This is a genomic window from Phormidesmis priestleyi BC1401, assembly GCF_001650195.1.
In the GTDB taxonomy this organism is placed as follows: Bacteria; Cyanobacteriota; Cyanobacteriia; order Leptolyngbyales; family Leptolyngbyaceae; genus Phormidesmis_A; species Phormidesmis_A priestleyi_B.
Window position 1 is genome coordinate 38,375 of record NZ_LXYR01000007.1, and the last position, 22,348, is coordinate 60,722.

Sequence of the window (22,348 nt, forward strand, 5' to 3'; positions counted from 1 at the left end):
CTGTGTTCGCTTAATATTGCTGGCTGGAGGTTCTGAAATGCGTTGGACGTTAGCACGAGTGGCGGTTGGGATGGGATTCGCTCAACTGTTGGCGGGTGGAGTTGCGCTGACTCCAGCGATCGCGTCAGACCTGAGCGATCAGTTAAGCATCAAACTCTACAACGGCACACGCGGAACTTCTCGCGTTGAAGCCGATCGGCTCGTGCGCTTGGGCAATCAGCAGCAGCAAGTAGGATATTCTGATAAAGCGATCGGGTCTTGGCTGCAAGCGCTAGAAATCTATCACACCATTAAAGAAGTTGAGGCAGAAGGCACTACCTACGAGTCGCTGAGTAAAGCCTATTCGCAAGTAGGACGGTTTACTGAAGCCGAAGATGCGGTGCGGCGCAGTTTAGCGATCGCCCGTGACACTAAAAATTTCCAAAATCAAATCTATGCCGCTAACAATTTAGGAACCTTGCTGTTGCAGCGTGCCAGCGTTTCGGAGGCGCAAAAAGCGTTTGCAGAGGGCTTTAAAGTCGCTAAAGACATCAATGATCCCGCTGGGCTAGGCTTGTCGTTGAGCAACCTGGGACTCGTCGCCTACTCACAGGGCAACTACAGAGATGCAATTCGCTACTATGAGCAGGCGAAACCGTTGCGTGAGCAAGCCAGCGATCCGGGTGTAGCCAACACGCTGAACAATTTGGGCGATGCCTACCAAGCGACTCGCGATTATCGGACGGCACTGGTGAGCTATCGACAAGCGCTGTTTGTCTCACAGAATAGTCTCGATCGTCCCAGTCAGTTCCGTGCGTTAGAAGGGCTGACTCGCGCATTCTACGGCTTGGGACAAAACTCCAATGCGTCTGAAACCCTCGATCGACGACTGGCACTGGCGTTGGAGCAAAACGATTCTAAACAGGTGATCTCAGCGCTGAAAGGTTTGGCGCAATTCTACAAAGCCAAGGGCGATTTGACTGCCGCCGATAGCTATTATCAACAAGCGTTCGCCATCGCTCAAGGGATTAACGACACGCAAGAGCAGCAGGGACTGTTGACGCAAATTGGGACGCTGCGATCGCGCAAGTTTATTCGTTGACGTGGAGGAGTGGCGCAAATCAATGAATCCAAAACTGTTAGATGATATTTACAATGCGTTTGATCCGTTTCGTCCGCTTCTGCCAGGAGACCCGTTTTATGTCGATTGTCATGCAGTGCGAGGCAACGACGATATTCTGCGCGAACTGGGAAAGAAGATTGAGCGATCGAACAAACCCACTTGCCAAATTTATACTGGGCATCGCGGAGTCGGAAAATCAACCGAACTGCTGCGACTGAGAGCAGACCTGGAGAGCAAGGGAATCAAAGTCGTCTATTTTGCGGCAGATGATGATATTGATGAAGAAGATGCCCAATATACCGATGTTTTGCTCTCTTGCACTCGCCACATTCTTGAAGACTTGCAAAACCAGGCAAATCCTTCACCGTTAACCAATTGGCTTAAGTCGCGTTGGCAGTCGCTTAAAGATCTGGCGCTAACTGAGATCAAATTTGATGATTTGAAAATCGAACAGCAGGTTTCACAGTTTGCAAAGCTGACGGCAACGCTGCGGCAAGTTCCCAGCACCCGTCAAAAGATTCGTGAACAGATTGATATTCACTCCATCTCGCTGATTGAAGCGTTGAATGAATTTATTCAGGAAGCCACACAGAAATTAGCAACGAAAAAGCTGGTGGTGATCGTGGATAATCTCGATCGCATTGTGCCGTCGCCGCGTGGGGAAGGGCGCACTAATCATGACGAGATTTTTATCGATCGCAGCAATCAACTGCGCGGCTTAGAGTGTCATGTCATTTATACGGTGCCGATTTCACTCGTGTATTCTAATCGAGCGTCTGTGCTGCGAGATAATTATGGTGATTGTCAAGTTTTACCCATGCTGATGATACACCAGCGCAATGGAGATGTTTACGCTGACGGTATCGCTAAAGTGAAGGAACTGATTCACCAGCGCATTGCTCAATTTGCTCAAAATGTGACGTTGGAGCAAGACATTTTTGACGCTGCGGGAACGGTCGATCAACTCTGCTTAATGAGTGGGGGACATCTGCGGGAATTGATGCAGTTGATTCAAGGCTCCCTCGATTGGACAGATACGCTACCGATTCCTGCAAGTGCTTTGCGACGAGCCATAGCCCGCGCTCGAAACACTTACCGCGATACGGTGGATGAGGGCGATTGGGAAAAGCTGTCGGCTGTGTTTAAGACCAAGCGCATTGCGAATGATGACGACTATCGAAATTTGCTGTTTAAGCGCTGTGTGTTGGAGTATCGATATACTGATACTAATGGGGAGATGATTCGTTGGCATGACATTCATCCCCTGCTGAGAGGCGTTGAGGAGTTGCAGCGTTATCCATAGGTTCTAGGACAACAATCATGCAAGAGGCTTTTGATTGGAATGAAGAACCGCCCCTTGATCCGGCGATCGAATATCAGGGGTTGCTGCGAGGGCTGCGCCGCAAAAAAGGTTTTGGCTTATATTTTGTCCAGTGTTCGCCATCAGAGGGAACGAAACTGATAGCCCGCATTCGACAGGATTTGCCGCAGAAGATTGAGGTTCTAAAGTTTGATGCGGCGATGGATGGAAATTTCTATCAGTGTGTTGCAGATTATTTGCAAGCGCATGACGACACTGAGGTTCTGTTTGTGCAGGGGTTGGAGTATTCGCTGTTGAGCTATGAGGCGACTAAACGAGAAGAGGGCTGGAGCAGTGAGGAGATTTATTCTTACAGTTGGAAAGCGGTTCCGCGACTGTTAGGCAATCTCAATCTACAGCGAGAACGGTTTCGCGATAATTTTCCTATTCGCTTCGTGTTTCTGCTGCCATTATTTGCGATGAAGTATTTGATTCGTCGTGCGCCCGATTTTTTTGATTGGCGATCGGGTGTATATGAGTTTCCAACTAATTCAGATGCCTTAGAGCAAGAATCTCTGCGGCTGTTGGGAAAATATGACGAGTATCTGACTTGGACGCAAGCAGAAAGAAACCGCAGAGTTGCAGAAATCCAATGCTGGGCTAGTGAACCTGAGCAAACGCCGGAAGTCAAGGTACATCTGTTGTTTGAGCAAGGCAATATTTTCTTTGTCTCTGAACGATATGAAGCGGTGATCGCTAACTTTGATCAAGTACTGAAATACAAAGCGAACGACCATTACGCCTGGTACTTTCGTGGCATCGCCCTGAGTAAGTTGCAACGATACGAAGCAGCAATCACTAGTTACGACCAGGCGCTGAAACTCAAGCCAGATTTCTATATAGCTTGGTACATTCGCGGCATTGCACTGTCTGAGTTAAAACGTTACGAGGAGGCGATCGCTAGCTTTGACGAAGCGCTGAAGTACAAGCCAGACGACCATTATGCCTGGTACAGTCGCGGATTGGTATTGAATAAGCTACAACGCTACGAGGAAGCGATCACCACCTATGACCAAGCCCTAAAATACAAACCGGACGACAATTACGCCTGGTACAACCGAGGCACTGCATTGGGTAAACTACAACGCTATGAAGATGAGATCGTCAGCTATGACCAAGCACTGAAATACAAACCGGGTAAATATGAAGCCTGGCTTGTGCGTGGCATTGCACTGAGTAAATTACAACGCTACGAAGATGCGATCGCGAGCTGTGACCAAGCCCTAAAAATTAATCCAGACTACGATAGCGCAATCTACATCAAAGCTCGTTGTTATGGGTTGCAGGGTCAGGTTGAGTTAGCGATCGCCACTCTCAAGCAAGCGATCGACCTCGACCCTAAATATCGTGAGATGGCAGAAACCGATGCTGATTTTGAGAGGGTTCGCAGTGACGATCGTTTTCAAGCTTTAATTCAAGGACAACCAAAATGAAGAATAAAGACTTTCATTGTGTTGAAATGAAGCGATCGGGAGCCAAAAAAGTCCACGAATACACCAAAAACATGACGCTTTTAGAAGAACTTTCGTACTGGCAACAACAGAAAGAAAAGCTACAGCAGCAACAGAGCGATCATTTTCAAGCACTACTCAAATATTAAAGAAGCGATTGAGCTTGACTCTATGTGACCTGCAATGACCAAGAAGCGTAAGCTACTCGCAAAAATCCTCAATAATCAGAGAAATGTTTCGTTCAATGACATAGTTACACTGGTAGAAGCATTTGGATTCTATCAATCTAGAGTGGGAGGAAGTCACCACGTCTTCGAGCATCCTGATATTCCTGAGCTTGTCAACCTTCAAAATCAAAAAGGACAGGCAAAATCTTACCAAATTCGACAATTTCTAACGCTGCTTGAGCAATATAGTCTCACTATAAAAGACGCTGGAGAGAAAGAATGAACAACTACCATATCAATGTGTTCTACAGCAAAGATGATGAAGGCTACATCGCTGACATTCCAGACCTAAAGTTTTGCTCTGCATTTGGTGCCACTCCTGAAGAAGCCGTCCACGAAGTCGAGATTGCCAAATCTGTATGGATTGAAGCGGCAAAAGCGTCAGGGAAGCCAATTCCTGAACCTAAATATCGACCTGCAATCTACCAACTCAATTAAAAGTCAACCCTTTTCCTTACAAGGTCAGCCTGAAGTCTGTGGTAAAACTGAATGCCAATCTTAAGATCATTTGGGGTGACGATCGCGCCGCAATTCTTGGAGGATAATTGTTTTCAAGTATTACTCAAAGATTAAGCAACTTGTGGAATCATTGGTTGAGGAGGGGTGATGCCTTCTTCCTGGCAATAGGCTAGATAACTCTCGATCGCTTCTTGAGCGTTCCGAACTGCCTCTTCATAATTTTCTCCATGCGTACAGGGTTGCATCACTAATTGTGAAAATTCAGGAATTGTGATGAGGTAAAGTTGATCTTCTTCTGACCATTGAATGATTAAGCTATGGCGGTAATTCATTCGTCTAGCTCCTATTGTTCCGATTCCAGTTCTAGCTTTGCCTTCCGCAGTTGTTTTTCTAGATAAAGGGGAACATCATCACCATTCTTGAATGCGATTATTACGATCACACTCAATTGAGGATTTTTTCAGGTATCTAGCAGGTCTCAGTCGTGATGCATTTACTTAAGTGCTGGGGTGTTTGAAACAGTTCGCAATCGCTGCGTCACCATTGTGGTGCCTCCGTGCCGCACCAACACCGCAGAAATCCAGCGAGCGTCGGGGGTGTTAGAGGCGCGACCAATTTTAAAGATGCCCCCAGACGGAAGTAGTTCTAAATCTGCGATCGTTGGATTTAAGTAGCCGCTCGGTTTAACCAATTCTTCTAGCGCTGACCCTAAGAGCAGATCACTGCCGAGAGGATCTTGAACGATCGCATCAAAATTAAAGTCTTGCCCGACTCGCACTTGCTCTGGCAAACTCACCTTCACATCGGGCGGGTTTTCACCTGACATGACTTTGCTCATCTCGGCTAACACGTCTTGCTGAACGATGGTTTGCCCCTCAAATCGCTGCCGCGATCGCAACGTCGAATCGAGCTTAAGCGGTTGCCCATTCACTGTCTGCGTGCCTGAAATATAAGTCACCGTCTCAGCGCGAACGCCTCGCCCGTCTGGTTGCCAAGATTTTAGCTCAGTGCGATAAGTCAGATTTGGATACTGTGCCCAGAGCTGCTGTAACGCCTGTTCGAGCGAGCGCCGATTTAGCCCATCTGAGTGCGTAAAAGTGGGGCTATAGAACTGCATCACTCCCTGCAAATTCTTGCGATTTGCCGCCGCATCGATCTGCGTCAACGCCTGTTTTAGCTGCGGAGGAACCGTTTCTGGCGTGGCAGCGCTTGCCCGATCGCTCCGTAAGCTTCCGCCTCCCGCAATCGCCAACCCCAACGTCAGCAAAAACAGCGATCGAAACGGGTTCTGTCTAGAATTTTGAGAAGCAAGAGTCGATCGAACAGTCAGAAAATGACGCATAGGAAATCGCTTCAATAATTAGGGCAGAGGTCAGCCATCTAAGATAGTAATCAATTTACGGAACTCTGTGTGATTGATCATTTGAATTCATAAATGACCGCAACTCGAAATTAGCGGTAAAATCACTCTGTCATTTCCAAACTTGCTTGTGCAATCTACCTTAAAACCAATTCGTTTATTGATTGCTGCAAGCGGCACCGGAGGACACGTTTTTCCGGCGATCGCCACGGCTGAACAGCTTCCTGAGTTTCAAATCGAGTGGTTAGGCGTGCCCGATCGGTTAGAAACGCAGTTGGTGGGCGATCGCTATCCCCTACACACTATTTCTGTCACCGGATTTCAACAAAAATTAGGACTCGGCACCTTAAAGATACTTTTAGGATTGATTCGCTCGATTCGTCAGGTCAGAGCGCTGCTCAAGCAAGGCAACTTTGACGGCGTATTCACCACGGGCGGATATATTGCGGCTCCAGCGATTTTGGCGGCTCGGTCGCTCGGCTTGCCCGTGATTCTCCACGAGTCAAACGCTCTGCCGGGAAAAGTGACTCGCTGGTTTGCGCCCTGGTGCAGTGTCGTCGCGATCGGATTTGCTGCCGCTGCAACCTGTTTGCCTCGCAGTCAAACGATCTGTGTGGGAACTCCCGTGCGATCGCAGTTTCGCTCTGCCCTAGACGGTCTAGACGATTTGTCCATTCCTAACCAGGTGCCGCTGATTGTGGTGGTTGGCGGCAGTCAGGGAGCCGTTGCGCTCAACAAAATGGTGCGACAAGCTGCTTCGACTTGGTTTGACGCAGGCGCGTGGATTGTGCATCTCACGGGTGAAAGCGATCCAGACGCAACCAGTCTTCAGCATCCTCACTACGTGGTCTTGCCTTTCTACAACAATATGGCGGCTCTGTTTCAACGGGCAGATTTGGCGATTAGTCGATCGGGTGCTGGCACTCTAACTGAGTTGGCAGTCACTCACACCCCATCGATTCTGATTCCTTACCCCTTTGCGGCGGAGGATCACCAAGCCTTCAACGCGGCGATCTTTGCCCAAGCAGGTGCCGCAGAGGTTTATCGACAGGCAGATCTCACGCCAGACCTTTTAGAAAAGCAAGTTTTGAGGTTGTTGAAATCGCCTGATCGACTTCAGCAAATGACAAAACAAGCCGCTTCTTTAGCGATCGTGGACAGTGCCGAACAGTTGGCGCAATTGATTCGACAACAAATCCAGGCTTCTGCTTATAGATATAATCATGGCTAGGCGCTTTCGGAAAATCTATGAACCTACAGAATCCTCAACCTAGCGGATTAAAAGTGACTCTAAGGCTAGAAACTCAGCCATCAGGCACGATCGTCACAGTTCAAGAGATCTTCAACGGATGGATGGGACGGTTGAATAATTTATCTGATCTGCGTAATTTAACAGTTGAATATGAGAATCTTCGGCTAACCGTTGAGTTTATTCGCAGTTTTCGGGTGCTTAAATTTGATGCCGCTGCCGATGATTGCTACGTTCAAATCCTTCAAGCCAATCCACCTTTACGGAAGAAGCGTTTGCGGCAAGATATGCGGATTGCAGCGATCGCTCTTTCCCTGAATGCTACCGTTGTCACCCGCGATCGACGAGATTTTGAGCAGATGCCGGGGTTGGCGATCGTAGACTGGAGCACAACCGAACTCATAGGCAAATAACTCTAACGGGTCAGGACGTTAAACGGTGTTCTTAGATTCAGATGCGGCAAATGATCGAACTTTACACTTGGGTAGCGCTAACAATCTCTTAAGGAGGTAGATGGAATTGATTGGAAGACGCGTTTCGGCTCCGCTCAACGCTCAAAGCTAGAACTCCCAGCGGGTTGACCGGAGCCGAAACCCATCCCCACAAGCCGACTTTAATTGCGCCTGTCTACTTATTTCTGCTTTGAGAGTGCTCTGAACTCGTATTGCTTGCCCGATCGTACTGCCATTACTTTCACCAGTTCGAGATCGATCGTGCGATCGCCACTTTCAGAAAACTTGACGGGATGAATGGCTCCCATGACTGAGAAATCGGGACTAGCCAGCGATCGCTGAATGCCCTTCCGAGTTGACGTGCGCTGAAGTGCCCCAATCAACGCCTCGGTCGCGTCGTATGCTAACACCGTTCGCCACCGCACAGATCTGCCCCACAGCGTCTTGGCTTGCTTTTGAAAGGCAGATTTTGATAGCTCAACCTGATAAGACGGCACCGATAAAACCATGCCTGCGGCTGCTCTGCCTCCAATTTGCAAAGTTTTGGTTGAATAGAGCGCGTCTCCTGCTAGCAAAGGCAATCGATTTTGATTGGCGCTGATGACCAGAAGGGCACGATCGAAGAAGTCATTATTAGGTGCCAGCATGATCACCTGTGCCCCTTTCTGAATCGCTCGATCGACACTGGCAACCGGGTTAAAGTCGGGTTTGCTTAAGTCGATTTCTTCGACAACCTTACCTTGATCGCCATAAAATAAAGCCTTGCTAAACTCATCTTTCAGCGACTTGCTATAAGCGCTGGTAGAGTTGAAAAAAACAACGGCTTTGCGTTTCTTAAGCTGCGTCACCATATAGCTGCCAAGCTGTTTTGCCGGGAGTTGGTCGCTGGGCATGGTGCGAAACACGTAGGGGCTGAACCCCGATAGCGCGACGGCTGAACTGACGGGAGAGATGGCGACGAGTTCGCCCGATTCATAGATCTTGGCGGCGGCGAGGGTGGTATCGCTGGTGCCGTGACCAATCACGCCTAAGACTGTCGGATCGTCTACAAACGCCTTGGCGACTTGTTTGGCGACTTCTGGATTGCTGTTGTCGGTGGCGATCGCGACTTTCAACCGGACTCCGTTAATTCCCCCAGATTGATTGACCTGATTTTGCGCTTGGGCGACTCCTTGCAAAACCTCTTCCGAAGAACTGGGTTGAGTGCTGAGGGGCACGATTACGGCAATGGTATAAAATTTTTGCGGACCGATTTGAGCGTTATTCAAGTAGATCAACGTCTCTGGATCGGCACGATCGGCTCGACGCACTTTTTCTAACAGAGTGGTGGCTTGTCCAAAATTTCCGGCGGCAATCTGTTCAGCGGCTTCTTGCTTGAGGGGCGAAACGGGTCCCGGTGTAAGGATTTTCTCGCCAAAACTGATTTGGTTTTGAATTGGAGCCGGAGTTGTCGTCGATAGTGTCGTGGGCGTTAGAGTGCGAGTGATTGCCCAAGCAGCGATCGCTAGGGAGACAGCCGCGCCGATGCCAGTCGCGATCGTCAGCGGCATCGAGGCACTGTCTAAAAATCGATGGCGAGGTTGCCTAGATAAGGAGGCATCTTGATGGGGACTTCCTGCACCCCGAACGGCATCAAATCGAGACAGCGGAACTTTGGTTTGATTCTCTAATGCCTGGAGTTGCTGAAGGGCATCGGCGGCGGTTTGATAGCGTTGACTAAAGTGAAATTTAGTCATTTTTTCTAACACCGCCGCGAGGTCTTGCCGCACGTCGATTAGGTCGCGCCACACTAATTCGCAGGTGTTGGGGTCTTGCGGCAACTGGATCGGACGTGCCCCCGTTAAGGCTTGAATGCCAATCACGCCCAAGGCGTAGACATCACTGCTAAAGCGAGGTTTGCCTAAACACTGTTCGCTGGCTCCATAGCCTGACGTGTAGACAGGCAGACTCATCTCGGTGATTCCGGTGGCTTCGGCGATCGTGTGTTCGATATTTTTAACCGCACCAAAATCGATCAGGACTAATTTTTGATCCCGATCGCGACGCATCAAATTATCAGGTTTGATGTCGCGGTGAATCACGTTTTGAGCATGAACAAATTCCAGGACGCTCAACACATCTTCTAACAGCAAAATCACCTGATCTTCTGACAGCTTTTTCCCTGGCAGCAGTTCGTCGCTGAGGGGATGTCCTTCAACAAATTCTTGAACGAGATAAAACTCTTCGTCTTCCTCAAAATATGCCAGCAGTCGCGGAATTTGATCGTGTTCGCCCAGCTTCTCTAGGGTTTCTGCCTCCGAGAGAAACATTCGTCTCGCTTGCTGCAAAATAGCGGGGTTGTGGCTGGCAAAGCTGAGGTGCTTTAAGACACATAGAGGATGCCCAGGACGCTGAGTATCCTGAGTAACATAAGTGTGACCAAACCCTCCTGAACCCAGCACCCTAACGATTCGATATCGCGAACTGAGCAATCGTCCTAGCATTGCACCCGCAGATGGTAGACAACCTGATTGTAGAGCGATATGCAGAGGAAGGACGAGGGATGAAAAATGAAGATTGAGCAGCGACATGAATGGGTGTTGACGGCAGAAGCGGCGATCGAGATTCAGCAAACCTTACGAAAAGAGGTGGTCACCCACGATCGATTCGGGGTGGTGAATTACGTTGCGGGGGTCGATGTCGGGTTTGAGGCAGATGGGACGGTGACTCGTGCGGCGGTCGCGGTGCTGAGTTATCCAGAGTTGCAGTTGTGTGATCAGGCGATCGCTCGTCGTCCCACCACGTTTCCTTACATTCCGGGATTTCTCTCATTTCGAGAAGTTCCGGCAGTTTTAGACGCGTTGGCAGCGGTCAAAATCGTGCCCGATTTACTACTCTGTGATGGTCAGGGAATCGCGCACCCTCGGCGGTTTGGCATCGCGTGTCATCTGGGAGTGTTGATCAACTTGCCGTCGATCGGGGTAGCAAAATCTCGTTTGATCGGCAAACACGCTGACGTGCCAGATATTCGCGGGACTTGGGAGCCACTCTCCGATCGCGGTGAAACAATCGGCGCAGTGCTCAAAACCCGCCCCAACACGCTTCCACTCTACATTTCACTCGGTCATCGCATTAGTTTAGAAACCGCGATCGCCTATGTGATGGGCTGCACCACAAAATATCGCCTGCCCAAAACGGCTCGCTTTGCTCACAAATTAGCGTCTGGCTGATTGACTGCGCGTTAGGTCGATCGTGATTTTGCCGCTAAAGTCAGGAATCGGAGCCGCAGGTTTAATCAACTGCACCCGTACCTGAGTGACGCGATCGAACGTGAGAATCGAGTCTGCAATCAGCGTCGCTAATCGTTCTAGCAGCACTAGGCGCGAAGTCTTGATTAAGTGTTGAACGACTTCGATCACATCGCAATAGTTTAAGGTATCTGCCAATCGATCGCTCTGTCCGGCGTGCGAGAGATCGATCCACAGCGTTAAATCGACTTCAAACCACTGTCCCAAGATCTGTTCTTCCGGTAGCGCGCCTGTGTAGCCATACGCGCGAATGTTAGTGAGGTGAATGCAGTCCATTTATTTAAACCCATAGCCTTTTTGAATATAGTAGTTCTTGATCCACACCCCAAACCGGATTACGGGAACAGCGATCGGCTGCGAGACGCGATCGAACTTCGCAACTAAACTTGACTGAACCGGAAACCAATCATCCGATAAAATGACTGCGTTTTTACCTTGAAAGGGGCGATCGCTCGGATACCAGAAGTCAAATTGATCGACTCGATCGGAGATTGCCCTCACCGTTTTGTCATTGAGTTGATATGCCAACGCCGATGCCGATCGATAATCGGTTGTGATCAATAAGGGAGATGGCTCTAACTCTGCTGCTTGCTGCTTAACGACAACTGCGACTTCCTGCCATCCATACAGCATTCGCGAATCTGGATCAGCATCTCTACTAATCAACGCAGATAATGGCAAAAAGCAATAATGTATAACCAACAGCGTTGCAAAAAATAAACCGTAAATCTGAAAGCCCAAAAATGCTTTTGGCTTCACGTTTGAAGGTCGAATCAAAACGGATGGAAGTAATGGAAATAATAAAAGGTAAGCCGTAATATTCCAGTAATAAAGCGCAGCAGAGATTAGAGAAATAACGGTAAGAATGACGGTCGAAACAGTAAACACCCAAAATGCAATAGTAGAATAAACAGAATCAGAGCGAATTAACTGACTGGGTTGCTTGAGACTATGATAAAACCCGCTCCAATAGAATGGAGAAACAACTAGAAATGAAATACCAACGAATGCAGTGAATGAACCTAATTTAATTCCAGAATTAACCGGATGAACACTGCGATCGACATAATAATGAAATGACTGAAAATCATTCGAGAGATTCCACAGCAAAATTGGAATCAGCGCAGTCGCGGCGATCGCGATCGCAACATAGAGCCGTCGATCCCAGAAAAGAGGTCGCAGTCGGCGATCGGCAATCATAGCGGCGAGAAATCCGAGGGGCACAAATATCGCATTGTATTTGGATAGAACTGCAAGCCCGATCGCCACCGCCGATCCATAAAGTCGCCACGTCTCTCCTTTTCGATCGACTGTGTAACCATCAAGAAATGTAACGAATAAATACCCAGAGGTTAATGAAAACAGAATCAATAAATGGTCGTGCCATGCCAACGCTAAAAATAAAAAATATAAAGGGGATGCAGCGACTAAACTGATTACGAGCCAAAACCGTTGCTGAATGGAATCTCGATAAAGATAATGAACGATTCGACCATAAATATAAGCGATTATGACGCTACTGATTACGGTTGGTAACCGCAGCGTGAACGTCGATCGCCCGAAAGCTGCCGTAAACAGCCCTTGAATCCAAGCATTTAGGGGCGGATGGTCATAGTAAGACCAGTTTAGATGCTGACCCCAAAGCCAATAATAAGCTTCATCAGAATTTGGGAACGCTGTCAACCAAAACACGAGACGCAGCAAAATAAAGGCAATTAGAGAAGGCAACCAAGATTTGGGCATTATTGTAGAGAGTCAGATATCAATCGCCACAGATTTTCGTCAATCTTCTAGGGACATTCGATCGCCTGTCACGATCGTTAAATTTAGTCCACTATGATGCACTTTTATTCAACAAAAAGGATTATATTCATTTATCATTCTTACCCGGTTGCGTATGCTGACTTACTCTCGCTGGCGCAGAACCCTCGAAGCCGTTTCGATTCCGATCGCTGCCCTGATTTTCTCACTCTTTCTGTTTGGGCTGTTTTGTGCTGCCGCTGGCGCAAATCCCTTCGCGGTGTATGGGGCGATTTATAAAGCGGCGTTTGGCAGTTGGTTCGCCTTTCAAAACACCTTGATTCGGGCGGCACCGTTGATGTTGACCTCTTTGTGTACCGCGCTTCCTGCACGATTGGGGCTGGTGATCATCGGCAACGAAGGGGCGCTCGTCATGGGCGGAATCGCCGCGGTCGCTGCTGGGTTAAGCGTCGCCGATTTTGCCCCCCCGATCGTCGTCCAATTGGCAATGGCGATCGCGGGAATTATTGCCGGAGGGCTATGGATCGGCGCAGTTGGAGCATTGCGTCACTATCGAGCCGTTAACGAGACGATTAGTAGCCTACTGATGAACTACATCGCGATCGCGCTGCTCAACCATCTGGTCGGCGGTCCGATGCGTGATCCGTCTTCGCTCAACAAACCCTCTACTTTCCCGATTCCTGATATCGATAAGCTGGGTACGATTCCCTTTACGCGAGTCCATTATGGGTTGCTTTATGGCATTGTTGTGTGCATTATTGCTTACTATTTGATCCAGCGCACCACGTTCGGGTTTGCAGCGCGGACGGCAGGTGGAAACGTCAAAGCCGCTCGAATTGCGGGATTGCCCGTTGGGAAGTTGACGATCGCTATCTGCTTTCTAGCCGGATCATCTGCTGGGTTAGCGGGAATGGTCGAAGTTGCGGCAGTTCACGGTCGGGCAAACGAATCACTCAACGCCAACTACGGCTATGCGGGAATTTTGGTGGCATTTATTGCGCGACATAACCCGATCGCGGCTAGTGTCGTTGCCATTCTGCTCGGTGGCATTCTCGCAAGCGGCAGCATCTTGCAGCGACAGTTAGGCTTACCCGATGCTACAGTCTACGTCTTTCAAGGCTTGGTGTTTCTCGTCGTTCTCTACAGCGAATCTTTATACGGACGATTTGCCATCTTTAAAGAACCCGACGTAGTGACTCCACCCACATCTTCAGCACCTCTAGCGGGATAAACTCTCGGAAATTAATTCGCGATCGCATCTAACAAAAGGACATTGAAATGGCAACAGAAGCACTCGGATGGTGGGGCGTTCCGTTAGGAATCATGGCTGGTATGTTACGCGGCAGCGCTCCGTTTTTGTTTGTGAGTTTGGGCGAGTGTTTGACCGAGAAAAGCGGCAAAGTCAACCTTGGATTAGAAGGGACGCTGTTGACCGGAGCCATGAGCGCCTACGCAGTTTCCTATCTGAGCGAAAAGACGGTCGGCTCGGCGATCGCACCCTGGCTGGGCGTATTAGTCGCAGGTTTGGCAGGAATGGTGTTAGGCTTCATCCACGCGTGGCTCTCTCAACAGCCCAAAGTCAATGATGTCGCGGTCGGCATCGCCATGATTATCTTCGGCAGTGGCATCGCCTTCTTTTTTGGTAAACCCTTTATTCAACCGTCTGCGCCTCAACTTCCTGCATTTGAACTGGGCGCATGGAGCAACATTCCTCAGATTCAGTCTGCTTTAAAGGTGAGTCCTTTGCTGATGGTTGGAGTGTTGATTGCGCCGTTAATGGCGTGGTTCTTTAAGTCTACTCGCTGGGGTTTGTTTATTCGTGCTGTGGGCGATAGCCCCGATGCGGCGTTAGCGATGGGAATCTCGATTAAGAAAGTGCGAATGCTGTGCATTATTGCAGGCAGCTTTTTGGCAGGAATCGGCGGAGCGTATCTGTCGCTCTACTACCCCGGTAGCTGGACAGAGCGGATTTCTAGCGGTCAGGGCTTGATGGCGGTTGCATTAGTAATTTTTGCTCGCTGGAATCCGATTCAGTGTCTTTGGGCATCGCTGCTGTTTGGTGGGGCACAATCGATCGGACCTGCGCTGCAAGCTGTCGGCATTGAGGGCGGCTATTATCTTTTCAACGCGTCGCCCTATATTTTGACTCTGCTGATTATGATTATCACCTGTTCTCCTAAAAAGACGCTGACTGGCGCACCGGGCGCGTTAGGAACTCTGACCTAAGTTTGCATCGGTATCATTCTAAATGTGGTGAACCCTATGAAGCCAGCCGTCAAAACGATCGAGATGAAAGAACTTACTTTGCCTCCCGAACTCGAAGTCGTCAATATGACCAAGCAATTTGGTCAACTGATCGCGTTAGATAATGTCTCGCTGACCTTAAAACCCGGAACGTTTCACGCGCTGTTGGGGGAAAACGGAGCCGGAAAAAGTACGCTCGTAAAGTGCGTCATGGGCTTTTATAAACCGACCTCTGGGGAGGTGCGATTTAATCAGCAGGTGCAGGCGATCGACAGTCCTCGTGATGCCCAGAAACATGGGATCGGGATGGTCTATCAGCATTTCACCTCTGTCCCCGCGATGACGGTAGCCGAAAATCTTGTGCTTTGTCGCTATGAAAGTGCTGCGCTGATTGATTGGAAAGCTGAATATGAAGTGCTAAATGCGTTTATGGCAACGGCTCCATTCAAACTGCCGTTAAGCGTGCCCGTGGCGCAACTCGCGGCTGGGGAAAAGCAGAAGCTAGAGATTCTCAAACAGCTTTATCTCAAAAGTAAAATCTTGATTCTAGACGAGCCAACCTCAGTGCTAACGCCTGGTGAAGCCGATGAGGTGCTGGGCTTGATTCGTGAAGAAGTCGTCGCGGGGCATTTGAGCGTGCTGCTGATCAGCCACAAATTCCGTGAGGTGACTGCCTTTGTAGACGAGATCACCATTCTGCGAAAAGGCAAATTTGCTGGCAGCGGCAGAGTTAAAGATCTGACGATCGCCGATATGGCAGAGATGATGATGGGCGAAAAGCGCATTCCGCAAACCGTTCAAAAGACGCTGCATCCCGATCCTGCCCCGGTGCTGCAAATTCAAGCGATTCACGCCAACAAAGACAACGGGTTAGAAGCGGTTTCGGGCGTAGACCTGACCGTCAACAGTGGCGAAATTGTCGGCATCGCGGGCATCTCTGGCAATGGTCAGCGCGAATTAGTCGAAGTGTTAGCGGGTCAGCGCACCGCCACCGATGGGCAGGTGTTGGTGAATGGCGAAGTCTATCGAGCTAGCCGCACCGAAATGTTCCAACATCGAGTCTTTGTGCTGCCAGAGGAGCCGCTCAAAAATGCCTGCGTTCCTCACATGAGCGTGGCAGAAAACTTGGCACTGCGAACGTTCGATCGTCCTCCCCAATCCAAAGGTTGGGTGCTGCTGTTTAAACCGATTCGAGAGGCGGCTCAGAGTTTGATCAAAACCTTCAACATCAAAACGCCTTCCCCCGAAACCCCGATCAGCAATCTCTCTGGCGGCAACGTCCAGCGCACGGTTTTGGCACGAGAGCTTTCCTCGGATCATATCAACCTTCTGATTGCCGCAAATCCCTGTTTTGGTCTAGACTTTGCCGCCGTCGATTATATTCACAGTGAAATCTTAGAAGCTCGAAATCGAGGGGTTGCCGTGCTGTTAGTCAGCGAAGACTTAGACGAGTTGCTGAAATTATCCGACCGCATCCTCGTGATCAGTGAAGGCAAATTTGCCTATGAAAGCTCGATCGCGGAGGCTGATTTTGCCTCGATCGGACGCAGCATGGCAGGACATTAACCCTATGACGGTTATCTCTGCACAGCCCTATGACTACGAATTGCCTGAAGACAGCAACATCGCGCTGATCGTCATTGATATGCAGCGCGACTTTATGGAACTGGGCGGATTTGGCGACATTTTGGGAAACGATGTCAGCCTGTTACAGGCGATCGTGCCGACTCTCAAGCGGTTATTAGACGGCTGTCGATCGCGGCACCTTCCCATTTTTCACACCACTGAAGGTCATCAACCTGATTTGTCAGACTGTCCCGTCTCAAAGCTCAAACGGGGGAAGGGGAAACTGACGATCGGAGATGCTGCACCGATGGGACGCATTCTCGTCTTGGGCGAACCGGGGAACGGCATCATTCCCGAATTGGCTCCCCTTCCCGGTGAGATTGTGATTTCTAAACCCGGCAAAGGCGCGTTCTACAACACCAACTTAGAACCGTTGTTAAAAGAGCGTAACGTGACTCACCTGCTGATCACCGGGGTGACGACCGAAGTCTGTGTGCAAACGACCATGCGAGAAGCCAACGATCGCGGCTATGAGTGTCTCTTAGTCGAAGATGCAACCGAGAGCTACTTTCCAGAATTTAAGCGATCGACGTTAGAGATGGTACGCGCTCAAGGCGGCATTATTGGCTGGACTGCCACCACCGATCGAGTTCTGCAAGGCTTGCGATCTTGGAGTAACCCAGCAATAGTTTAGAGTTGCAGCAGTTCAACACTTTATGGCAACGGTTGGTTGAAAGCTACCGATGAGGTTTCTGAGATCACTTTCTGCCGCAAATTTGAACTATTAGAACCCATCACTTACGTCTCATAAACGTGCGCTGACGGCACTTGGCTCAGAGACAGCCGCCTCGATCGTGTGAGATTCTTCGGCTAGCTTTAGAGCTTCGATCGCTGCCACTTCATCCTGATAAACCGCCAGATCAAACCAGAATGTCGTTCCGACTCCAACTTCACTGACGAGACAGACTCGGCTGCGATGACGTTGAATAATATTGCGGACGATCGAGAGTCCTAAGCCCGTTCCTTCTAGCGTGTGAACGCGATTTTCAACTCGGAAAAAGCGCTCAAAAATCGCGTTCTGGTCTTCCTGATCAATACCGAGACCTGTATCTGTGATCTCGATTCGCACGATTTCGGGAGCCTGTAGATGAGCACGAATCATCACCTTGCCGCCCGTTTCGGTAAACTTGAGGGCATTGCCCACTAGATTGGCAAACACCTGCAAGAGCAGATCGTAATGTCCTAAAACCGGAGGTAAATCGACCTCGACTTCTTGCAGCAACTCAATGCCTTTATCTCTAGCATTGAGTTGATAAGTGCGAAGAATTTGCTCGATCGGCTGTGCCAAATCAACCGCTTCGAGGTGGTAAATCTTGCATGACTCTAAACGCGACAGATCCAGCACATCATTGACGAGGCGAGTCAAGCGATCGGTCTCTCGATTTGCCGTCTCTAGAAACTCTTGCCGTTCTGCCTCGGTCAAGTCTTCGCCATATTCATACAGCGTTTCGATGAATGACTTGATGTTAAACAACGGCGTTCTCAACTCGTGAGACACATTGCTAATAAACTGACTTTTCGCCTCATTTAGCTCCGCTTCGCGAGTCACATCTTGCACCGTCACCGCTACACCTTTGACATTTTCCTTAGAAGCATCTAGAACGGTGTTTAACAAAATTCTCAGCGTCCGGCTGACGGGTTCAGTTAGCGTAATGCGAAACTCCACTTCTTCACGCAGTTCACCTCGTGCAATTTGATAGAGCGGACGAGTTAGCTCGACCTGCACCGGAACAGGGAAACAATACAGAGCATTCGTGCCTTCAACGGGCTTGCCTTCCCAGCCAAAAATGCGCCGAGCCGTTGGGTTCACTAACACCACTTGCAGATTGGTGTCGAGCAACACAGCACCATCGGCGATCGTTGCCACTAACGTCTCCAATTTCGCTTTTTCTGCCGTCAGTTCTTCAATGTTTTGTTCTTCATAGCGTTCTAACTTTTCTGCCATCTCGTTAAAGCTAGCAATCAGCTCACTCAGCTCAACGCCGCCCCCAACGGGCAGATCGACCCGTTGCTGAAAGTTGCCCTTGGCGATATTTTTAACGCCCACGACCAGTTCTTTAATCGGCTTTGTGATCTGCAGAGCGTTAAACACCGCGCCTAAAATCACCATTACCCAAATCGAGACAAAAACCGCCACCGTCACGTCTCGCGTCAGGTGAGACGATGCCGCCACCGTTGGGTTGGGATTGGTGCCGATCGCCAATACGCCCAGATACTTCCCTTCATAGACCAAGGGCACAAACACGTCGGTCACTTCACCGTCGGGGGTTAGGTGTTGACGCACCATCGGCAGATCTGAAGTCTCGGCAAAATTATCGGGAAGCTGAATGCGGCGGCGAATGGTGAGCGAATTTTGCACCTCAGAATCTGAGAAGGGAATCCCAAAGAAAATTTCGCCATTGGCATCGGCATACAGCATGTAGCGCACGCTAGACGTGCTGCCATAAAAGCGGCGAGAAAAGCGTGCCAATTCTGTGCGGTTGTCTTCTCCGACGAGCGGAGCCACGTTTGCCGCTAACAGCAGCCCCAAATCACTGCCAAACCGGGTATCGTTGACACGCGCATCTTGCTGAATGGTATTGACTGCCCAAAAGGTGAGACCGCTCATAATCAGCGACACGACCAATGTTGCAGCCGCCATCAGCTTAGTCTGGAGCGTAAACTCCGACCACCAGCGCACCAAAACTTCTCGAACAGATTTTAAGGAGGAATCCAAGGTCAAGACCAGAGATGAAGGACTAGAGCGCGCTGACCGTTTCGCAGTTCTTAGACAGTTGCCTAATGCTAGACAATTAAGCCCACCTTCTCAGGTTGAAGAACGGCTGCAAACGCTTATCTTTTCTGATCTTAAATATAAGTCAATTTTGAGTTGAGCTAACCGTTCTGACTCGGTAGCCGATATCTCGACGGTAATACATCCCCTCAAATTGGATTGACTCGATCGCTTCATAAGCCTGAGCGATCGCTTGCTCAAGATTCTCTCCAACAGCGGTCACTCCGAGCACCCGTCCTCCATCGCTGACCAGAATTTGATGTTTGCGCTGAGTCCCAGCGTGAAAAACCACCGCTCCTGTCATCTCAGCTTGCTCAATGCCTGCAATCGGCAGCCCTTTTTTAAAGCTGCCTGGATAGCCCTCTGAGGCAATCACCACACAGGCAGCGGCTCCAGATTTCCACTCAAGGGGAGGAAACTGCTCTAGTTTCTGTTGAGTGCAGGCAAACAGCAGTTTTTCTAGGGGCGTTTCAAGCAGGGGCAAAATCGCCTGAGCTTCAGGATCGCCGAAGCGGCAGTTAAACTCAATCACTTTCGGGTCGCCTTCGGGCGTAATCATCAAGCCTGCATAGAGAATGCCGCGATAGTCAATAGCACGATCGCGCAAAGTGGCGATCGTCGGGTCTAAAATCTCGGTTTGAATGCGCGCCATCAGAGCCGGGGTGACGATCGCAGCCGGAGCGTATGCCCCCATTCCGCCCGTGTTTTCTCCGGTGTCACCGTCGCCGATGCGCTTATGATCTTGGGCAGGCAGCAGAGGGCGGATCGTCAACCCGTCGGTGACTGCCAAAATCGAGACTTCTTGCCCTATCAGGCATTCTTCAACAACAACCCGATAGCCAGCAGAGCCAAACTGCCCCTCGAAGCAGTCGTCGATCGCGGCTTCGGCGGCTTCCACGGTTGATGCAACGGTGACTCCTTTGCCAGCAGCGAGTCCGTCTGCTTTGATTACGATCGGGGCACCTTGACGGCGAACATACGCTTTGGCAGCCTCCGCACTTGTAAAGACCTCTGCCTGAGCAGTCGGAATTCCGGCTTCCTGCATCAGCGCTTTTGCCCACGCCTTGCTCGACTCGATTTGAGCACCTTCACGAGTCGGACCAAACACCGCTAACGTCTGCTCAGTCAGAAAGTCTGTGATCCCTTGAGACAGCGGAACTTCGGGACCGACGACCACTAATGAAATATTGTTCACTAAAGCAAATCGCGCAATGCCTTCAAAGTCGTCTAAAGACAGGGCTAAATTGCTACAGCGATCGAGCGTAGCGGTGCCTCCATTGCCCGGAACACAGACCACCTGCTGAACCTGCGGCGACTGCAATAGCTTCCAAGCCAGGGCATGTTCACGACCCCCATTACCGACAATCAAAACCCTCACATTACCCTCGCTCAGACCTTACTAAATGGTGTTTGACAGCCCAGCCTATCGGTGGTTTAAATCTCAATGGGGTTTCCTGAATCGGTGTTTCTAATTCGGTAGAATATTAAGCCTATCGAGCAATCCTACTGACCTGCCAAATAGCATCTCATTATGTCATGGGAATGTAGAGTTTTGAAGCAGCTTGTCATGAATTAGGGTCAGATGTCAGTTTAAACCCTGAAACCTTCTAGGCTAAATCTGAGTCGCTCACCATATTAAGGATCGCTAACATTTGTCTCATGACTGCCAATTTTCTTCGCCAGCGCTGCCTTGAAACGATCGTCTTTATCTGCCTAATCGGGACGCTTCCCGGACAGGCGGCGACTTCGCCCACTCCCCAACCGACTCCTGCTCAAACTCCTCAAAAGAAACCGCCTCAGCCCGACCAGTTTCCGCCTAGCCCTTTAGAGTTGACGGCACCTGACCCATTATTGCCTGGGGGATTGCAGCGTCCTTTAAGCGAATCGGAGCGTCAGACGTTGGGCATTGCCCTCGATGACCTCAACGCCCAAGCGATCGCCCAGTATCGATCGGGCGACATTCTCAACGCTTTTGAGATTTGGAACCGCGAGTTGCGCCTGCGTCGAGCGTTGGGCTTCTTAAACGAAGTCACCGCGCTGGGCAGAGTCGGCGATAGCGCTTGGAAGCAGAATCAGCCCAATGAAGTGAATCTGATTACGAGGCGGCTGCAAGCGATTCAGAAACAGGTGCAGACCCCAACGACGAATGAAATGAACCTGTCACGTCCTCAAACCATGCAAGCGTTGGGGACAGCCTATCAGCTTGTGCGATCGCCCGGATTAGCTGTCAACATTTACGAGCAATTATTGGCAGAAGCCCGTCAGCGCAAAGATGCCACCGAAGAGGTGAGCTTGTTGAACACGATCGGGCAACTGCATCTCAGTTGGTTTGACTATCCCAATGCCGCCGCGACTTATACAGAGTTGCTGAAACTGGCTCAGACCAGAAGCGATCCATCCGGTCAAGCCTTCTATCTGACTCAACTGGCTTATGGTTACGAGCAAGCCAAGCAACCTGCCCAAGCCGTTCAATATCAGCAGCAACTCGCGGATCTTTATCAAAAAAATCCTCAGCCTGAGTTGATCCCTGCCCTCAAAATTAGAATTGCTGACAACTATGCGGCAAGCGGGCAGGTGAATCTAGCCGAGCAAAATTATCAGGAAGCCTTTAAGCTAGCACAACCTGTCTTTCAACTCGCCTATGCCAGTGATGCGCTGCGAAAGTTAGGAGCGCTATATAGATCGCACGATCGCTTAGATGCCGCACTGCAGGTCTATGAATATCTCGCAGGAGTTCAGCAGCAAACCTATGACACCTATGGGCTGATGGAAGCCTATGACCAGATGGGTCAGATTTATCTCGCGCGTAAAGCCTATCCTCAGGCGTTGACAGCGTTTAATCAAGGGTTAGTCGCCGCCAAACAACTCAACTACCGAACCGATTATTTCACCCGTCAGATTCAGCAAGTGTCTCAAAAGATTGGGCGATCGCTTCAGCCAAGCCCGCCCTAAACGCTGAGAGGGACGCTCTATAGAACGTCCCTCTTAATAATGAGA

At 49.9% G+C, this 22,348-nt stretch carries 22 protein-coding genes; 15 read left to right on the forward strand and 7 right to left on the reverse strand.

The features are described from left to right. The first annotated feature begins 37 nt into the window (after positions 1-37). The 6 genes from A8707_RS05805 to A8707_RS05825 are packed head-to-tail and all read left to right on the forward strand — an operon-like array spanning position 38 to position 4,578. Positions 38-1,081, forward strand: a complete 1,044-nt coding sequence (locus A8707_RS05805) for a tetratricopeptide repeat protein (RefSeq protein WP_068815854.1) — start codon at positions 38-40, stop codon at positions 1,079-1,081. A gap of 22 nt (positions 1,082-1,103) precedes the next feature. Then, positions 1,104-2,405 carry a P-loop NTPase fold protein gene (locus A8707_RS05810; protein WP_068815855.1) on the forward strand — a complete coding sequence of 434 codons (1,302 nt, stop codon included), beginning with the start codon at positions 1,104-1,106 and terminating at the stop codon, positions 2,403-2,405. 17 nt (positions 2,406-2,422) lie between these two features. Beyond that, positions 2,423-3,895 carry a tetratricopeptide repeat protein gene (locus A8707_RS05815; protein ID WP_068815856.1) on the forward strand — a complete coding sequence of 491 codons (1,473 nt, stop codon included), beginning with the start codon at positions 2,423-2,425 and terminating at the stop codon, positions 3,893-3,895. Further along, positions 3,892-4,062 (forward strand): hypothetical protein, encoded by a 171-nt coding sequence (locus A8707_RS28935; protein ID WP_197484639.1) that lies wholly within the window; start codon positions 3,892-3,894, stop codon positions 4,060-4,062. The genes A8707_RS05815 and A8707_RS28935 overlap by 4 nt, the downstream gene beginning before the upstream one ends. A gap of 34 nt (positions 4,063-4,096) precedes the next feature. Further along, entirely contained in the window at positions 4,097-4,363 is a 267-nt protein-coding gene (locus tag A8707_RS05820; RefSeq protein WP_068815857.1) for a type II toxin-antitoxin system HicA family toxin, read from the forward strand. Beyond that, positions 4,360-4,578 carry a type II toxin-antitoxin system HicB family antitoxin gene (locus A8707_RS05825; protein ID WP_068815858.1) on the forward strand — a complete coding sequence of 73 codons (219 nt, stop codon included), beginning with the start codon at positions 4,360-4,362 and terminating at the stop codon, positions 4,576-4,578. Before A8707_RS05820 ends, A8707_RS05825 begins: the two co-directional genes overlap by 4 nt. A 131-nt stretch (positions 4,579-4,709) precedes the next feature. Here the strand turns inward: A8707_RS05825 and A8707_RS05830 are convergent, their stop codons facing one another. Together A8707_RS05830 and A8707_RS05835 are read right to left on the reverse strand one after the other, a co-directional pair. Continuing rightward, on the reverse strand, positions 4,710-4,931 hold the full coding sequence (locus A8707_RS05830) for a type II toxin-antitoxin system HicB family antitoxin (RefSeq protein ID WP_068815859.1): 222 nt from the start codon (positions 4,929-4,931) through the stop codon (positions 4,710-4,712). Between the two features lie 161 nt (positions 4,932-5,092). Beyond that, positions 5,093-5,941 (reverse strand): hypothetical protein, encoded by an 849-nt coding sequence (locus A8707_RS05835; RefSeq protein WP_068815860.1) that lies wholly within the window; start codon positions 5,939-5,941, stop codon positions 5,093-5,095. Positions 5,942-6,089: 148 nt separating this feature from the next. On the opposite strand from A8707_RS05835, the gene murG reads away from it, so the two are divergent. The 3 genes from murG (at position 6,090) to A8707_RS30145 (ending at position 7,854) form a co-directional block, all read left to right on the forward strand. Next, positions 6,090-7,190, forward strand: a complete 1,101-nt coding sequence (gene murG, locus A8707_RS05840) for an undecaprenyldiphospho-muramoylpentapeptide beta-N-acetylglucosaminyltransferase (RefSeq protein WP_068815861.1) — start codon at positions 6,090-6,092, stop codon at positions 7,188-7,190. A gap of 17 nt (positions 7,191-7,207) precedes the next feature. Beyond that, positions 7,208-7,621, forward strand: coding sequence for a type II toxin-antitoxin system VapC family toxin (locus tag A8707_RS05845; protein WP_068815862.1), 414 nt, complete (start codon positions 7,208-7,210; stop codon positions 7,619-7,621). A gap of 110 nt (positions 7,622-7,731) precedes the next feature. Continuing rightward, on the forward strand, positions 7,732-7,854 hold the full coding sequence (locus tag A8707_RS30145) for a hypothetical protein (RefSeq protein WP_269452673.1): 123 nt from the start codon (positions 7,732-7,734) through the stop codon (positions 7,852-7,854). Here the strand turns inward: A8707_RS30145 and A8707_RS05850 are convergent. Continuing rightward, on the reverse strand, positions 7,840-10,143 hold the full coding sequence (locus A8707_RS05850) for a bifunctional serine/threonine-protein kinase/ABC transporter substrate-binding protein (RefSeq protein ID WP_068815863.1): 2,304 nt from the start codon (positions 10,141-10,143) through the stop codon (positions 7,840-7,842). The two genes, A8707_RS30145 and A8707_RS05850, sit on opposite strands and share 15 nt — an antisense overlap. Before the next feature lie 66 nt (positions 10,144-10,209). Between A8707_RS05850 and nfi the strand changes: the two genes are divergently transcribed. Next, positions 10,210-10,869, forward strand: coding sequence for a deoxyribonuclease V (gene nfi / locus A8707_RS05855; RefSeq protein WP_068815864.1), 660 nt, complete (start codon positions 10,210-10,212; stop codon positions 10,867-10,869). Here nfi and folB read toward each other — a convergent pair. Together folB and A8707_RS05865 are read right to left on the reverse strand one after the other, a co-directional pair. Then, positions 10,855-11,223, reverse strand: coding sequence for a dihydroneopterin aldolase (gene folB / locus A8707_RS05860; protein WP_068815865.1), 369 nt, complete (start codon positions 11,221-11,223; stop codon positions 10,855-10,857). The two genes, nfi and folB, sit on opposite strands and share 15 nt — an antisense overlap. Further along, positions 11,224-12,690, reverse strand: coding sequence for an ArnT family glycosyltransferase (locus A8707_RS05865; RefSeq protein ID WP_068815866.1), 1,467 nt, complete (start codon positions 12,688-12,690; stop codon positions 11,224-11,226). It abuts the gene before it with no gap. A 154-nt stretch (positions 12,691-12,844) separates the two neighbouring features. Between A8707_RS05865 and A8707_RS05870 the strand changes: the two genes are divergently transcribed. Genes A8707_RS05870 through A8707_RS05885 form a run of 4 tightly spaced genes read left to right on the forward strand, consistent with a single transcriptional unit; the run spans position 12,845 to position 17,212 of the window. Beyond that, positions 12,845-13,939: an ABC transporter permease gene (locus A8707_RS05870; protein WP_068815867.1), complete on the forward strand. Its 1,095-nt coding sequence runs from the start codon at positions 12,845-12,847 to the stop codon at positions 13,937-13,939. Between the two features lie 47 nt (positions 13,940-13,986). After that, positions 13,987-14,934: an ABC transporter permease gene (locus A8707_RS05875; protein WP_068815868.1), complete on the forward strand. Its 948-nt coding sequence runs from the start codon at positions 13,987-13,989 to the stop codon at positions 14,932-14,934. 36 nt (positions 14,935-14,970) lie between these two features. Beyond that, entirely contained in the window at positions 14,971-16,518 is a 1,548-nt protein-coding gene (locus A8707_RS05880; RefSeq protein WP_068815869.1) for an ABC transporter ATP-binding protein, read from the forward strand. Positions 16,519-16,522: 4 nt separating this feature from the next. After that, a complete protein-coding gene (locus A8707_RS05885; protein WP_068815870.1) occupies positions 16,523-17,212 on the forward strand; it encodes a cysteine hydrolase family protein in 690 nt (229 codons plus the stop codon). Between the two features lie 111 nt (positions 17,213-17,323). Here A8707_RS05885 and nblS read toward each other — a convergent pair whose 3' ends face one another. Both nblS and purD read right to left on the reverse strand, forming a co-directional pair. Further along, positions 17,324-19,294 (reverse strand): two-component system sensor histidine kinase NblS, encoded by a 1,971-nt coding sequence (gene nblS, locus A8707_RS05890; protein ID WP_068815871.1) that lies wholly within the window; start codon positions 19,292-19,294, stop codon positions 17,324-17,326. Between the two features lie 142 nt (positions 19,295-19,436). Next, a complete protein-coding gene (gene purD / locus A8707_RS05895) occupies positions 19,437-20,729 on the reverse strand; it encodes a phosphoribosylamine--glycine ligase (protein ID WP_068815872.1) in 1,293 nt (430 codons plus the stop codon). 281 nt (positions 20,730-21,010) lie between these two features. On the opposite strand from purD, the gene A8707_RS05900 reads away from it, so the two are divergent. Next, the gene (locus tag A8707_RS05900) at positions 21,011-22,303 is read left to right on the forward strand and encodes a tetratricopeptide repeat protein (protein WP_068815873.1); all 1,293 of its coding nucleotides are present in this window, start codon (positions 21,011-21,013) and stop codon (positions 22,301-22,303) included. Positions 22,304-22,348 lie beyond the last annotated feature (45 nt).

Coding starts and splice junctions, on each gene's coding strand:
- A8707_RS05805 (WP_068815854.1), top strand. CDS start 38: ATGCGTTGGACGTTAGCACGAGTGGCGGTTGGGATGGGATTCGCTCAA.
- A8707_RS05810 (WP_068815855.1), top strand. CDS start 1,104: ATGAATCCAAAACTGTTAGATGATATTTACAATGCGTTTGATCCGTTT.
- A8707_RS05815 (WP_068815856.1), top strand. CDS start 2,423: ATGCAAGAGGCTTTTGATTGGAATGAAGAACCGCCCCTTGATCCGGCG.
- A8707_RS28935 (WP_197484639.1), top strand. CDS start 3,892: ATGAAGAATAAAGACTTTCATTGTGTTGAAATGAAGCGATCGGGAGCC.
- A8707_RS05820 (WP_068815857.1), top strand. CDS start 4,097: ATGACCAAGAAGCGTAAGCTACTCGCAAAAATCCTCAATAATCAGAGA.
- A8707_RS05825 (WP_068815858.1), top strand. CDS start 4,360: ATGAACAACTACCATATCAATGTGTTCTACAGCAAAGATGATGAAGGC.
- A8707_RS05830 (WP_068815859.1), bottom strand. CDS start 4,931: ATGAATTACCGCCATAGCTTAATCATTCAATGGTCAGAAGAAGATCAA.
- A8707_RS05835 (WP_068815860.1), bottom strand. CDS start 5,941: ATGCGTCATTTTCTGACTGTTCGATCGACTCTTGCTTCTCAAAATTCT.
- A8707_RS05845 (WP_068815862.1), top strand. CDS start 7,208: ATGAACCTACAGAATCCTCAACCTAGCGGATTAAAAGTGACTCTAAGG.
- A8707_RS05850 (WP_068815863.1), bottom strand. CDS start 10,143: ATGCTAGGACGATTGCTCAGTTCGCGATATCGAATCGTTAGGGTGCTG.
- nfi (WP_068815864.1), top strand. CDS start 10,210: ATGAAGATTGAGCAGCGACATGAATGGGTGTTGACGGCAGAAGCGGCG.
- folB (WP_068815865.1), bottom strand. CDS start 11,223: ATGGACTGCATTCACCTCACTAACATTCGCGCGTATGGCTACACAGGC.
- A8707_RS05865 (WP_068815866.1), bottom strand. CDS start 12,690: ATGCCCAAATCTTGGTTGCCTTCTCTAATTGCCTTTATTTTGCTGCGT.
- A8707_RS05870 (WP_068815867.1), top strand. CDS start 12,845: ATGCTGACTTACTCTCGCTGGCGCAGAACCCTCGAAGCCGTTTCGATT.
- A8707_RS05875 (WP_068815868.1), top strand. CDS start 13,987: ATGGCAACAGAAGCACTCGGATGGTGGGGCGTTCCGTTAGGAATCATG.
- A8707_RS05880 (WP_068815869.1), top strand. CDS start 14,971: ATGAAGCCAGCCGTCAAAACGATCGAGATGAAAGAACTTACTTTGCCT.
- A8707_RS05885 (WP_068815870.1), top strand. CDS start 16,523: ATGACGGTTATCTCTGCACAGCCCTATGACTACGAATTGCCTGAAGAC.
- A8707_RS05900 (WP_068815873.1), top strand. CDS start 21,011: ATGACTGCCAATTTTCTTCGCCAGCGCTGCCTTGAAACGATCGTCTTT.